The sequence below is a fragment of the Nocardioides sp. SYSU D00065 genome (assembly GCF_017916425.1).
In the GTDB taxonomy this organism is placed as follows: Bacteria; Actinomycetota; Actinomycetes; order Propionibacteriales; family Nocardioidaceae; genus Nocardioides.
Window position 1 is genome coordinate 245725 of sequence record NZ_JAFMSX010000001.1, and the last position, 13235, is coordinate 258959.

The 13235-nt window shown below is 74.1% G+C and carries 12 protein-coding genes; 6 read left to right on the plus strand and 6 right to left on the minus strand.

All coding sequences use genetic code 11. The annotated features are described in order from the left end of the window. The first annotated feature begins 1 nt into the window (after position 1). From J3P41_RS01240 to J3P41_RS01260, 5 genes are all read left to right on the plus strand, one after another. Positions 2 to 1057, plus strand: coding sequence for a type III polyketide synthase (locus tag J3P41_RS01240; protein WP_210443400.1), 1056 nt, complete (start codon positions 2 to 4; stop codon positions 1055 to 1057). Continuing rightward, positions 1054 to 1614, plus strand: coding sequence for an isoprenylcysteine carboxyl methyltransferase family protein (locus J3P41_RS01245; protein WP_210443401.1), 561 nt, complete (start codon positions 1054 to 1056; stop codon positions 1612 to 1614). The genes J3P41_RS01240 and J3P41_RS01245 overlap by 4 nt, the downstream gene beginning before the upstream one ends. Further along, positions 1607 to 2650 (plus strand): NAD(P)/FAD-dependent oxidoreductase, encoded by a 1044-nt coding sequence (locus J3P41_RS01250; protein ID WP_210443402.1) that lies wholly within the window; start codon positions 1607 to 1609, stop codon positions 2648 to 2650. The genes J3P41_RS01245 and J3P41_RS01250 overlap by 8 nt, the downstream gene beginning before the upstream one ends. Then, the gene (gene idi / locus J3P41_RS01255) at positions 2647 to 3252 is read left to right on the plus strand and encodes an isopentenyl-diphosphate Delta-isomerase (RefSeq protein WP_210443403.1); all 606 of its coding nucleotides are present in this window, start codon (positions 2647 to 2649) and stop codon (positions 3250 to 3252) included. The genes J3P41_RS01250 and idi overlap by 4 nt, the downstream gene beginning before the upstream one ends. 99 nt (positions 3253 to 3351) lie before the next feature. Continuing rightward, on the plus strand, positions 3352 to 5475 hold the full coding sequence (locus J3P41_RS01260; RefSeq protein WP_210443404.1) for a SpoIIE family protein phosphatase: 2124 nt from the start codon (positions 3352 to 3354) through the stop codon (positions 5473 to 5475). Here the strand turns inward: J3P41_RS01260 and J3P41_RS01265 are convergent. The 6 genes from J3P41_RS01265 to J3P41_RS01290 form a co-directional block, all read right to left on the minus strand. Continuing rightward, positions 5463 to 5612 carry a hypothetical protein gene (locus tag J3P41_RS01265; protein WP_210443405.1) on the minus strand — a complete coding sequence of 50 codons (150 nt, stop codon included), beginning with the start codon at positions 5610 to 5612 and terminating at the stop codon, positions 5463 to 5465. The two genes, J3P41_RS01260 and J3P41_RS01265, sit on opposite strands and share 13 nt — an antisense overlap. Before the next feature lie 28 nt (positions 5613 to 5640). Further along, on the minus strand, positions 5641 to 8460 hold the full coding sequence (locus J3P41_RS01270) for an FAD/NAD(P)-binding protein (protein ID WP_210443406.1): 2820 nt from the start codon (positions 8458 to 8460) through the stop codon (positions 5641 to 5643). Positions 8461 to 8565: 105 nt separating this feature from the next. After that, positions 8566 to 9552 (minus strand): sulfate/molybdate ABC transporter ATP-binding protein, encoded by a 987-nt coding sequence (locus J3P41_RS01275; protein ID WP_210443407.1) that lies wholly within the window; start codon positions 9550 to 9552, stop codon positions 8566 to 8568. Continuing rightward, positions 9549 to 10364, minus strand: coding sequence for a sulfate ABC transporter permease (locus tag J3P41_RS01280; RefSeq protein ID WP_210443408.1), 816 nt, complete (start codon positions 10362 to 10364; stop codon positions 9549 to 9551). The genes J3P41_RS01275 and J3P41_RS01280 overlap by 4 nt, the downstream gene beginning before the upstream one ends. A 14-nt stretch (positions 10365 to 10378) precedes the next feature. Then, positions 10379 to 11272 (minus strand): sulfate ABC transporter permease subunit CysT, encoded by an 894-nt coding sequence (cysT, locus tag J3P41_RS01285; RefSeq protein ID WP_210443409.1) that lies wholly within the window; start codon positions 11270 to 11272, stop codon positions 10379 to 10381. Beyond that, the gene (locus J3P41_RS01290) at positions 11273 to 12316 is read right to left on the minus strand and encodes a sulfate ABC transporter substrate-binding protein (RefSeq protein WP_210443410.1); all 1044 of its coding nucleotides are present in this window, start codon (positions 12314 to 12316) and stop codon (positions 11273 to 11275) included. 228 nt (positions 12317 to 12544) lie between these two features. Between J3P41_RS01290 and J3P41_RS01295 the strand changes: the two genes are divergently transcribed. Continuing rightward, a complete protein-coding gene (locus J3P41_RS01295; protein ID WP_210443411.1) occupies positions 12545 to 13210 on the plus strand; it encodes a hypothetical protein in 666 nt (221 codons plus the stop codon). Positions 13211 to 13235: the final 25 nt, after the last annotated feature.

Below are 13235 nucleotides of genomic sequence, written 5' to 3' on the forward strand. Positions count from 1 at the left end.
CATGAGGATCCTCACCGTCAGAGGCGCGCTCCCGCCGCACTCCCACCCGCAGGCGGAGATCACCGAGGCCTTCGCCGAGGTCATCAGCCAGGACCGCCTCGACCGCGCCCTGCTCCGGCGCTTCCACGCCAACGCGGGCGTCGAGCGTCGGCACACCGTGCTGCCCCTGGCGGACTACGCCGGGCTGCGCGACTTCGGCCACGCCAACGACCTCTTCATCGAGCACGCCGTGGAGCTCGGCTGCCGCGCGCTCACCGACGCGCTCAAGGCCGCCGACCTGACGCCCTCGGACGTCGACCTCGTGGTCACCGCGACCGTGACCGGCCTCGCGGTGCCCTCCCTCGATGCGCGCATCGCCGCGCAGGTGGGACTGCGCGAGGACGTGCGCCGGATGCCGCTCGTCGGGCTGGGCTGCGTGGCTGGGGCGGCGGGCATCGCGCGGGTGCACGACTACCTGCTCGGCCACCCGGACCACACGGCCGTGCTGGTCGCGGTCGAGCTGTGCTCGCTCACCGTGCAGCGCGACGACACGTCGGTCCCCAACCTGGTGGCCAGCGGCCTCTTCGGCGACGGCGCCGCGGCAGTGGTCGCGACCGGCGACGCCGGCCGGCCCGGACCCGTGGCGGTCCTGGACTCCCGCAGCCGGCTCTACCCCGACAGCGAGCGCACGATGGGCTTCGACGTCGCGGCCAGCGGTCTGCGCATCGTCCTCGACGCCGAGGTGCCGGCGCTGGTGGAGCGCTACCTGCGCGCCGACGTGGACGGGTTCCTGGCCCAGCACGGCCTGACCCGGGCCGACATCGGCTGGTGGGTGTGCCACCCCGGCGGACCCAAGGTCATCGAGGCGCTGGAGACCGCCCTGGAGGTGCCGCGGGACGCGGTGCGGCTGACCTGGGAGAGTTTGTCGCGCGTCGGCAACCTGTCGTCCGTCTCGGTCCTGCAGGTCCTCGAGGACACCCTGCGCGAGCGCCCGCCCACGCCTGGGACCCATGGCGTGCTCCTCGCGATGGGCCCCGGTTTCTGCTCCGAGCTGGTGCTGCTGAGGGCCGAGGCATGACCGGACTGGTCGCCTTCACGGTCCTGGTGGGGCTCGTCGGGCTGGAGCGCGTCGCCGAGCTGGTCGTCTCGGTGCGCAACGCCGCCTGGAGCAGGGAGCGCGGCGGCGTCGAGACCGGCCTCGGCCACTTCCCGTTCATGGTCGTCCTGCACACCGGCCTGCTGGTCGGCGCACTCGTCGAGGCGTGGGTACGGCGACCGGAGGTGCCCTCCGTCCTGGCCTGGTCCATGCTCGCGCTGGTCCTCGCCTCGCAGGGGCTCCGCTGGTGGTGCATCGGCACTCTCGGCCGGCGCTGGAACACGCGCGTCATCGTCGTACCGGGCCTCCCGCCGGTGCGCTCGGGGCCGTACCGGCTGATGCGTCACCCCAACTACGTGGCGGTCGTCGTGGAGGGCGTCGCACTCCCTCTGGTGCACGCGGCGTGGGTGACGGCGCTGGTCTTCACCGTCCTCAACGCGGGCCTGCTGGCGGTGCGCATCCGGGCCGAGGACGCCGCACTGGCCACGCTGCCCGAGGCGACTGCCGGCACCGCGACGGCCGGGGCGGCCGGTGCATGACCTCGTGGTCGCCGGGGGCGGCCCGGTCGGGATGGCGGCCGCGCTGCACGCACGACGCGCCGGGCTCGACGTCGTCATCCACGAGCCGCGGACCGGACCCGTCGACAAGGCCTGCGGCGAGGGACTGATGCCCGGAGCGGTGGCCGAGCTCGCCGATCTCGGGGTGCACCCGCAGGGTCGCCCGCTGTCCGGCATCCGCTACCTGGACGGCGACAGCGACGGCCCCGGTGCGATCGCGCGCTTCTCCGCCGGCCCGGGCCGGGGTGTGCGCCGCACCGTCCTGCACGCCGCGCTGGCCGACCGCGTGGCCGCGGCCGGGATCGAGGTGGACCCACGGCCCGTCCGCTCCCTGGTCGACGCCGGGGACCACCTGGTCGTCGAGGGCCGCCCCACGCGCTACCTCGTCGCCGCCGACGGCCTGCACTCGTCCGTACGCCGACTGGCCGGCCTCGACGCCCCGCCGTCGCGGGCCCGGCGCCGCTTCGGCCAGCGCTGCCACGTCCGGCAGGCGCCGTGGACGTCGTACGTCGAGGTGCACTGGTCGCCGCGTGCGGAGGCCTACGTCACACCGGTCGCCGACGACCTCGTGGGCGTGGCCGTCCTCGGGGAGCCCGGGTCGCGCTTCGAGGACCTGCTGGCCGGCTTCCCTGTCCTGCAGGAGCGCCTGACCGGGCCGCGGACGCGCGTCATGGGAGCCGGGCCGCTGCGGCAGCGGGCGTCGGCGCGGGTGCGCGGGCGGGTGCTGCTCGTCGGGGACGCCGCCGGGTACGTCGACGCGCTCACCGGCGAGGGCATCGCGCTGGGCCTCGCCCAGGCCCGCGCAGCGGTCGCGTGCGTGGCCGCGGGCCGTCCCGAGCGCTACGACGCACTCGCGCGCCGCCTCGGGATGCGCCACGATCTGCTGACGCACCTGCTGCTGCGGGTGACCGCGCACCAGCCGGTGCGTCGTCGCCTGGTCCCGGCCGCGACCCGACTGCCCTGGCTCTTCGGGGCCGCCGTCAACCAGCTCGCCCGACCCGTGGGGAGGCCCGCATGACCGACACGACCACCGCTCCCGTCGAGACACCCGAGCTCGTGGTGCTCCTGGACGAGGACGGCCGAGCCGTCGGCACGGCCGAGAAGGCCGGCGTCCACCACGCCGACACGCCGCTGCACCTGGCGTTCTCCTGCTACCTCTTCGACCGCGCGGGCAACGTCCTGATCACCCGTCGCGCGCTCGACAAGCGCACCTTCCCCGGCGTGTGGACCAACAGCTGCTGTGGCCACCCCGCGCCCGGCGAGGACCTCGCCGACGCCGTCCGGCGCCGGGTCGGCCAGGAGCTCGGCACGACCGTGAGCGACCTCAAGCTGGTCCTGCCGCGCTTCCGCTACCGCGCCGAGCAGGCGGGCGTCGTGGAGAACGAGATGTGCCCGGTCTTCGTCGCCGTGGCGGAGCGGCGGCTCAGCCCCGACCCGGCCGAGGTCGCCGGCACCAGCTGGGAGCCCTGGGACGCCTTCCGCGCCGGCGTCCTGGCCGGGACCCGGCCGGTGTCGGTGTGGTGCCGCGAGCAGGTCGCGCAGCTGCCACAGGACCCGCTCGCCGCACCCGCCGCACCGCTCGAGGACCTGCCCGCCGCGGTGCGCGTCCTGCCGGGGTGAGCCTGTCGATTCGGCCGCGGCGTGACCGCCCGTGTGACAGGCTGGGGCCGGTGCCTCGAGACGGTGGGGTGTTCGCGTCGCGCGCGGAGGATGGACTCGTTGCCCCCAGGAGCTTTCGACCCGGCTGTCGGTGACCCGTCGGACCGTACGTCGGACACGGCGTCGATCCTCGGCGCGGCGTCCGACCGGATGGCCTGGCGCCTGGCTGTCGACGCGGCCGGCGTGGGCGCCTTCGTGTGGGACCTGGTCGCCGACGACCTGCGCTGGGACGGCCGGCTGATCGAGCTCTTCGGGCTCGACGAGGAGTCCTTCGGCGGCACGATCAAGGACTTCAACAGGCTCGTCCACCCCGACGACCTGGCACGGGTGAGCGACGCCCTCCAGCGCGCCATCGACACGTGCGGCGACTACCACGCCGAGTATCGGATCGTGCAGCCCAGCGGCCACGTGCGCTGGATCGAGGCCCGCGGCCGGGCGTACGGCGAGCACCCCGGCGGGCAGGCCGTCCGGCTCGTCGGGGCCGCCTACGACACCACCGCGGTCCGCGACGGCGAAGCCCGGATCGGGCGCGTGCTGGAGTCCATGTCCTCGGCGTTCTTCCAGCTGGACGAGGACTGGCGCTTCACCTACGTCAACTCCGAGGCCGAGCGCCTCCTCGGCGCCGGCCGGGCCGATCTCTTCGGCCAGTCGATCTGGGAGGCCTTCCCCGCGGCGGTGGGAAGCCCCTTCGAGGAGCACTACCGCGGCGCCGCCGCGACCGGGCAGCCGGTGTCCTTCGAGGCGTTCTACCCGCCTCCGCTGGACGCGTGGTACGAGGTGCGGGCGTGGCCCTCCCCCGAGGGCCTGGCCGTCTACTTCGTCGACATCACCTCGCGGCGCGAGGCCCAGGACGCCCTGGACCGAGCGGCTCGCCGCCTCGCGCTGCTGGCCTCGGTGTCCGAGTCGCTCACCAGCACGCTGGACCCCACCGAGGGCGTGAGCCGCCTGGCCACCCACCTCGTCCCGGAGGTCGGCGACTGGTGCCTGGTCACCCTCGTCGAGGACCCGCACGCCTCGGACTGGCGGCGCGGGCTGCGCGACGTGGGCTGGTCGCACCGCGATCCCGCACTCGAGGAGACGCTGCGGCTCTACGCCGCCCAGCGGCTGCGCGCCATGACGGACGCCTCCTATCTCGCCCGCACGATCCGGGACATGACACCGGTGCTCATGGAGTCCGACGCCGCCGAGCAGGTCGCCGCGGTGCTCGTGCCGGGGCGGGCCCGCGAGCTGCTGAGCGAGCTCGACCCGGCCTCGGCCGTGATCGTGCCCCTGCGCGCGCGGGGGCGCACCGTGGGCGTTGTCAGCGTCTTCCGCGGCGCCGGGCGAGCTGCGTACACCCGCGACGACGTGGTGCTGCTCGAGGACATCGGCTCCCGCGCGGCGCTGGCGCTGGACAACGCCCGCCTCTACGCCTCCCAGCGCGACGTGTCGGAGGCCCTGCAGCGCAGCATGCTGACCGAGCCGCCCCACACCGACGAGCTCGAGATCGTCACCCGCTACGCGCCCGCCGGCGAGGCGGCGCGCATCGGGGGCGACTGGTACGACGCGTTCCTGCAGCACCGCGGCCCCGCAGGCTCCTCCCCCGACGTCGTGGTCGTCGTCGGGGACGTGGTCGGGCACGACGTCGAGGCCGCGGCGGCCATGGGCCAGGTCCGCGGACTGCTGCGCGGCATCGCGGTGCACAGCGGAGACGCACCGGCGGCGATCCTGTCCGGGGTCGACGCCGTGATGGAGTCGCTGCGGCTGGAGACGACCGCGACGGCCGTCGTGGCCCGCTTCGAGCAGGTCCCGGGCACGCGTGAGCGCGTGCTGGTCCGCTGGTCGCACGCCGGGCACCCGCCCGCTCTGCTCGTCAGCGCCGACGGCGAGGTGACCGCTCTGGCGGACGTGACGGCCAACGACCTGCTGCTGGGCCTGGATCCCGCCACGCCTCGCGGCGAGCGGTCCACCCTCCTGGAGCCCGGGGCGACGCTGTTCCTCTACACCGACGGGCTGGTCGAGCGCCGCGGCCGCGACATCGACGCCGGCGTGCGTGCCCTGGCCGCCCGGCTGCGCGAGATCGCCCCGGAGGCGCCGGAGCTCGACGTCATGTGCGACCTGCTGCTCGAGGAGATGATCGGCGACAAGCCGGAGGACGACGTGGCGCTGCTCGCGGTGCGGCTGCGCGGGACTCAGGTGTTGTAGCGCAGCAGCGAAATCACGCCGAAGATCAGCGCGATCAGCACGAAGAGCCCGATGACCGCGAGGACGGGGGTCACCTTCGGGCGCGGCCCCGGCGCGTTGAGAGGCTGGTTGGTCGTGGGTCGCTCACGCTCGTCCATGCTGCGGCGGTACCCCCCAGGATGCGGCTCATGCGAGCCCCGGGGCGCCGACCGCGGCGCGGCCGAGCGAGGCGCGGCGCCGGCCGTCGAGGGGTGAGGGGCGGCGGTCCAGGCGGGCGTCGAGCAGGGCGGCGGCCCGCTCCGTCTCCCCCTCGTTGACCAGGCACAGCAGCAGCGTTTCCTCGACCACCTCGCGCTGCGCTGCCGAGCCCCCGACCCGCACGAGGACGGGCAGCAGCTCGGAGAGCAGCGCTGCCGCGTCGGCCCAACGGTCCTCGAGCACCGCCACCAGCGCGTCGCAGACGCCGGCCACGACCGTACGCATCGTGCTGTCGCCGGACCGGCGGCAGTGCCCGGCCAACCTCGCGACCCGGGTCGCGTCGCCGCTGCCCGCCAGGGCGAGGGCGGCGTGCAGGGCGACGAAGGGCGTCTGCGGCTCCTCCACGAGCGAGTGCTCGACCGCCGCCAGCACCGCCTCCATCGGGGGCGGGGGCGCCTCGGCGGGGACCGAGCCCGGTGGCACGGCTGCGGGCCAGTCGGTCGTCGTCATGCGCCAGCGCCACAGCAGCGACGCGGAGTCGACGAGGGTGCGGACCCCGGTGACCGTCGGCGGGGTGAGCTGGGAGTAGTAGCGGCGGCGTACGGCCTCGGTGTCGCCGAGGGACAGCTCGTGCAGAGCGGCGTGCCACGAGAAGTGCGCGCGGTGGCTGGCCGAGCGTCCGCTCTCGGTGACCCAGTGGTCGAGCCACACGCGGCCGGTCTCGTGCTGGCCGGTCTCGTAGAGGACGTGCGTCTGGGCGTGCACGGCGTGGCCCGACGACGGCTGGCACGACAGCGCGCTCTCGGCGAGCAGACCTGCCTCCTCCCACCGTGACTGGTCCTGCCGGGTGAAGGCCAGCAGCGAGATGTACCACCAGTGGTCGCCGTAGGCCGGGGCGAGCCCCTCCACGAGGTCCCAGGCCTCGCGCTGCACGTCGGTGACACCCGAGAAGGCGATGGTCGGCACCGCGGCCGAGACGGCCAGCACGTCGCGAGGGTGCCTCGCGATGTGGCTCATCAGGGCCTGCGCCCCGCTGCGTCGCACGTCGGCGACGCGGCGGCCCACGACGTCGACGAGGCTGCGCTCGCGGTCGTCGCCACGCCGCCGCACGGCCTCGCGGGCCGCCTGCAGCGAGCCCGCCACGTCGGCCGCGGCACCGGCCTCGTGCCCCAGCATCGCCAGCGCCGCGTGGGCCAGGGCAAAGTCGGGGTCGAGGGTGGCCGCCTCCCGCAGCAGGTCCTCGGCGCCACCCTGCAGCAGCATCAGTCGCTCCAGCCCGGCGTTGTACGCCGTCGCGGCCTCCGCCGTCGTGGAGATCGGCAGTCCGAGCGGGTCGCGCGGACGGGCCACCGGGTGGTGTCCGCTGACCAGGCGGCCGTCGGCGAGGCGACGCGGTTGTGGGGCCAGTGCGTCGAGCACCGCGGTCGCCACGCCCAGCGCCTGCGCGCGGATCTCGGGGACGGCGGTCGACTCCCACAGCTCGCCGCGACGCAGGGCGCCGAGCGTCCACAGCGGCGCGTCGGTGCCCCCGGCGGCGTCCACGACCCGCCCGTCGACCGTGCGCACGCCCATGCCCGCCGTCGCCACGACGGCGAGCGCCGAGCCGCCTCGAGGACGGAGCAGGTCGTCGAGGAGCGGGTTCTGGAGCCGGCGCACGTCGGACTGCGGGCCGGTGCAGTTCACCACCCAGCCCACCTCGCGCACGGAGCCGTCGGTCAGCTCGACCTCGAGTCCCCCGCGCGCGAGCGGCCGGGCGGCGACCACCGTGCCTGCCGAGACCCGCAGTCGGTCCTCGGCCTCCAGCGCGTCGAGACGCACGCGGCTCGAGGGAGCCATCCGGTGGCGGTGCAGGCCCCAGCGCGCGGCGTCGCGGGACAGGAACTCGGCCCGGTCGCTCTCGGACAGGCGCTGCCACAGCTCGCTGAGACGGAACCGCAGCCCGTCCACGGCCGGGCGCCAGTCGCCGGTGGCCGCACGGACGTCCGCGACGTGCCGCTCCGCCCGTGCCCGGACCTCGTCGAGCCGGCCGCCCCAGTCCGAGACGTCCGGAATGGCGGCGAGCCGCTGCTCGGGCGCGTGGGTGCGGGGCAGCAGGCCGCGGCGACTCACCGCGTGGATGACGCGGTCCGCGGGACCTGCGGCGGTGAGGGTCAAGGTGACGTCGACCATGGTGAGTCCGGTGCCCACCAGCAGGACGTCGCGCGGGCCGGTCCGGTCGCGCCGCACGACGTCGAGGGCTCCGGACGCCCACGGGTCGGGGACGAAGAACGGCGAGGCGCGCAGCTCCTCGACCGCCCACTCCGTGCCCGCCTCGGGCAGACCGGTGGCGACGACGACGGCGTCGGCGTCGAGGGGACGTCGCGCCCGGACCGCGACCCGCAGCCCGCCGGCCGTACGCTCCACCCCGACCGCCGTGTCGCGGACGTGCCGCAGCGACACGTCGCCGAGCGTCGTGCGCAGCGCCTCGGTGAGGCTGTCGTCGAGGTAGCGGGCGAACTGGGCTCGCGGGGCGAAGTCGTAGGGCAGGGACGGCCGGTCCGGCTCGTCGCGGGCACGCCAGGCGACGAAGTGACCGGGGTCCTCGGGCAGCACGCTCATCCCCGAGGCCGGAACGTTGAGCAGGTGCGAGGCGTCGTACGTCCCGAACGCGACGCCGCGCGCCAGCCGGTCAGCCGGGTCGACGACGGTGATGTCGAGGCCGGCGGCCCGGCGGCCGGCGACCCGGACGAGGTGCAGGGCGGTCAGGGAGCCTGCCGCCCCGCCGCCGACGATGACGACGGAGGGACGACGCTCTCGCGGTGTGCTCATGTCTCGGGCTCCTGCTGAGGTGGGTGGGTGCCGGGGTGCTGGCACGGGTTGGTGCCGTGGTCGGTGGCGTGGGTGGTGGCGGGGTTGGCTGCGCCGCAGCGCGGCTCAGCCGGCGGTCAGCACGGCCGGCATGGCCGGCACGGTGGTCGCGCCGTCGGCGGCGGTGAGCCAGACGGCCATCCCCTCGGTGAGCTGGAGGCTGCGCGCGTGCGTACGGGTGACCTCGACGGTCACGACCTCGCCGTCGTCGGTCAGCACGGTGAGGCGGACCTCGAAGCCGATGCGCTGCACGCGCGAGATGCGGCCCTCGACGGAGCCGGCCAGGGTGGGACCGAGGCCGATCTCGATGTCGTGGGGACGGATGCGGCGACCCGCCAGCGTCGTGACGTCGCCGAGGAAGCCCATCACGAACTCGTTCGCCGGGGCGTCGTAGAGCTGGTCGGGGGTGCCGACCTGCTCGACGCGGCCCTCGTTGACCACGACGATCTCGTCGGCGACCTCGAGGGCCTCCTCCTGGTCGTGGGTCACGAAGACGGTCGTCACGTGCACCTCGTCGTGCAGCCGCCGCAACCAGTCGCGCAGCTCCTTGCGGACCTTGGCGTCGAGCGCGCCGAACGGCTCGTCGAGCAGCAGGACGCGTGGCTCCACCGCGAGCGCGCGGGCGAGGGCCATCCGCTGGCGCTGGCCGCCTGAGAGCTGCGAGGGCAGCCGGTGCGAGAACTGCTGCAGGTGCACGAGCCGGAGCAGCTCGTCGACGCGCTCGGCGACCTCGGCCCTGGGCCGCTTGCGGATCTCCAGGCCGAAGGCGACGTTCTTGGCGACCGTCATGTGCTTGAAGACGGCGTAGTGCTGGAAGACGAAGCCGACGCCCCTCTTCTGCGCGGGGAGATCGGTGGCGTCCGTGCCGTCGATCTCGATGCGCCCGGAGTCTGCGGTGTCGAGCCCGGCGATGATGCGCAGCAGGGTCGACTTGCCGCCGCCGGACGGGCCGAGCAGGGCGGTCAGCCCGCCCGCCGGGATGGACACGGAGACGTCGTCGAGGGCGACGAAGTCCCCGAACCTCTTGGTGACGTGGGAGATGTGGATGCTCATCGGGGCCTCCTCGGGGAGCCGGTGGGAGCGGAGTGCTGGGGACGGAGGAAGGCGACCACGACCAGGCAGGCGATGCTCACCAGGATCAGCAGGAACGACGTCGCGTAGGCGGTGTCCTGTTGGAAGTTCTGGTACTTCGCCTCCACGACGAGCGTCGCGGTCTGGGTGCGGCCGGTGATGTTGCCCGACACGATCTTGACGGCGCCGAACTCGCCGATCGAGCGGGCCAGGCTGAGCACCACGCCGTACACGACGGCCCACTTGATGCTGGGCAGGGTGATCCGCCACAGCGTCTGGGGCCCGCTGGCGCCGAGGCTGCGGGCCGCCTGCTCCTGGTCGTCGCCGATCTCGGTGAGCACGGGCACGACCTCGCGGATCACCAGGGGCAGGGCCACGAAGCAGGTCGCCATGATCATGCCGGGCGAGTCGAAGATCAGCTGCAGGCCGTTGGCCTCGAGCGTCGGCCCGAACCACCCGGTGCGCCCGTTGTAGGCCAGCAGGAGGGCCAGCCCGACCACCACCGGGGACACCGACAGGGGCAGGTCCACGAAGGCCGAGAGCACCCGCTTGCCCGGGAACTGGTGGCGCACGAGCAGGATCGAGATCGTCACGCCGAAGACCAGGTTGATCGCGACCGCCCACAGGGCGACCACCGCGGTCAGCTGGAGCGCTCCGGTCACCTGCTCGTCGGCCAGCGCGTCGGCGAGGGTCGCGAATCCCCCGGCGAAGGTGTTGCGCACCAGCAGCCCGACCGGCCAGGCCACCAGCAGGAACACGTAGCCGACCGCGACAATGCGCAGCAGCCAGCGCATGGCGGGAGGTGGGCTCACCATCGTCGGGCCACCCGCCTCTGCACCACGTCGAGGGCGACGATGACCACCAAGGCCACCGCGAGCATCACCGACGCGAGGGCGGCGGCGGACGCGGTGTTGCCGTTCTCGATGAAGGTCAGCACGCGCACCGACACCACCTCCGTCTCGAAGGGCTTGTTGCCCGACAGCAGGACCAGGGAGCCGTACTCCGAGATCGCCCGGGCGAAGGACAGCGCGGCGCCCGCGGCGATCGCCGGGGTGAGCGCCGGCAGGATGATGCGGCGGAACACAGTCGCCGGGCGGGCGCCGAGGGAGGCGGCCGCCTCCTCGACGTCGCTCTCCAGCTCCTCGAGCACGGGCTGGACCGTGCGCACGATGAACGGCAGCGTCACGAAGGCGAGCGCGAGCGTCACCGCCCGCTCGGTGAAGGCCCAGTGCACGCCCAGCGGGCTGTTGGGTCCGTAGAGCGCGAGCAGGACGAGACCGGCCACGATGGTGGGCAGGGCGAACGGGACGTCGATGACGACGTCGAGCAGGGAGCGGCCCCAGAAGCGGTCGCGCACCAGCACCCAGGCGATGACGGTGCCCACCACGACGTTGACGGCCGTCACGAGCAGCGACTGCCCGACGGTGAGGGACACCGCCGCCCAGGTCTGGTCGTTGGCGAGCACCGACAGGTAGCGGTCCCAGCCGCCCTCCGACGCCGCCGCGACGACGGCGGCCAGTGGCAGCAGGACGAGGATGCTGAACCACGTCATGGCGATGCCGAGGGCGAGGCCGGAGCTGCGGGTGAGGGTGCTGCGCGGGGTCGTCCGCCGGCGTCGCCGCCCGGCCGGGGCGGGCGGGGAGGGCGGGTCGTCCGGCCCTCCGTCCCCGACCCCGCGCGTGGCGCTGAGGGTGGTCGACACCTACTCCTCGCCCACCTTGCCGGTGCTCTGCTGCAGCTCGGTGATGATGCCGAGGGGATTGCCGTCCTCGCCGTCTCCGAAGAACTTGTCGGCGGCGACGTCCCAGCCCTCGAAGTCCTCCTCGATGGTGAACAGCTTCGCCGGGGTGGGGAACGGGTCGGCGGGGTCGTTGGCGCCCTCCACCTCCTCGATCTCCACGCCGTCCACGACGGGGCGGAAGCCCGACTGCGCGTAGTCGGCCTGTGCCTCGGGAGACGTCATGAACTCGAGGAACGCCGTGGCGGTCTCGTCCGCCTCGGTCGTCACGGCGGCCGGGTTCTCGATGAGCAGGGTGTCCTCGGGGACGACGTAGTCGATGTCGGCGCCGCTCTGCTTGGCGAGGATCGCCTCGTTCTCGTAGGAGAGCAGCACGTCGCCGCTGCCGTCGGTGAAGGCGGTGGTCGCCTCGCGGCCCGAGCCGGGCAGCGCGATGGTGTTCTCGAGCAGGCCGGTGACGAAGTCGCGGGCCTCGTCCTCGGTGCCGCCGTTGCCGGTCACGTGGGCCCATGCGGCGAGGATGTTCCACCGCGCGGAGCCCGACGAGCCGGGGTTCGGGGTGATGATCTCGACGCCGGGCTCGACGAGGTCGTCCCAGCCCTCGATGCCCTCGGGGTTGCCCTTGCGCACGACGAAGACGACCACCGACGAGGTGGCGATGCCCTGCGTCTCGGTGTCCGCCCAGTCCTCGGCCACCAGACCGGCGTCGACCAGACGCGTCACGTCGGTCTCGAGCGAGTAGTGCACGACGTCGGCGTCGGCACCCGCCTCCACCGCACGGCTCTGGTCGCCCGAGGCGCCGTACGACGTCTGGAACTCGGCGCCGTCACCGTCCGGCGTCCCCTGGAAGTCCTCGAAGACCGGCTCGTTGGCCGCCTCCATGACCGAGAACGCGTTGATGCTGACCGCCTCGCCGCCCTCGGCCGAGTCTGCCCCGGCCGTCGAACCGCACGCGGTCAGGCCCAGGGCCGCGACCGCGAGGCCCACCAGGAGTGTGCTCTTCTTCATGATTGCCCCACATCTGCTCGACCCGACCTAAGCCGGGTTATTCACTAATGTCGAGGACTATAGACGACTTTGACGCGGCGTGGATCCCGGGGCGCTCGGGCGTGTCGCCGCAAGCACGGCGGGCTCGCCGCGCGACCCGATGGAGGGCCGGTCGCGCGGCGCGCGAGAATGGGAGTGCGCACTGTCGCCGCGCTTGACTCGTTCGAACACGTGTTCGATCATGGGAGCATGTCCTCCGCCCGCTCCGTCGCTGCGCTCGACCCCGGGCGTTCGGTGGTCGAGCAGCTGCGCGAGCGGGTCGCGGCCATGGAGCACAAGCCCGCCGCACAGGCCGTGCCCACCCTGCCCGGGCTCGCCGCCCTCGTGCCCCTGCACGCCGGTGCCACCTACGGGGTCGACTCCGCCTCGTTGGCGCTCGCCCTCGCGGCCGGCGCCTCACAGGCGGGCGAGTGGGTCGGCTTCGCGGGATGTGCCGACTTCGGGGTGGAGGCCGCGGCCGAGCTGGGCTTCGAGCTCTCCCGCACCGTGCTCGTGCCCGACCCCGGTGATCACTGGCTGGAGGTGGCGGCCGCGCTGGTGGACGTGCTGCGGGTCGTGGTCCTGCGACCGCCCGCGTCGGTCGACGCGCGGGCCGCGGGGGTCCTCGACTCGCGGTTGCGCACGCGCTCGTCGGTGCTGGTGGTGCACGGCCACTGGCCGCGCGTCGCAGCCCGGTTGAGCGTCGAGGAGTCCTCCTGGACCGGTCCGACGTCCGGCGCCGGTCAGCTCCTCGAGCGTCGTGCCCGCGTCGTCGTGCACCGGGGAGCACGACCCCCGCAGCGCGCCGAGCTGACGTGGCCGGGAGTGCACCGGGCGGACCCGCAGGTCCACGAGCTCCGCCGGGCGTCGGGATGAGCGCCACCGGGCGCCAGGCTCGGGC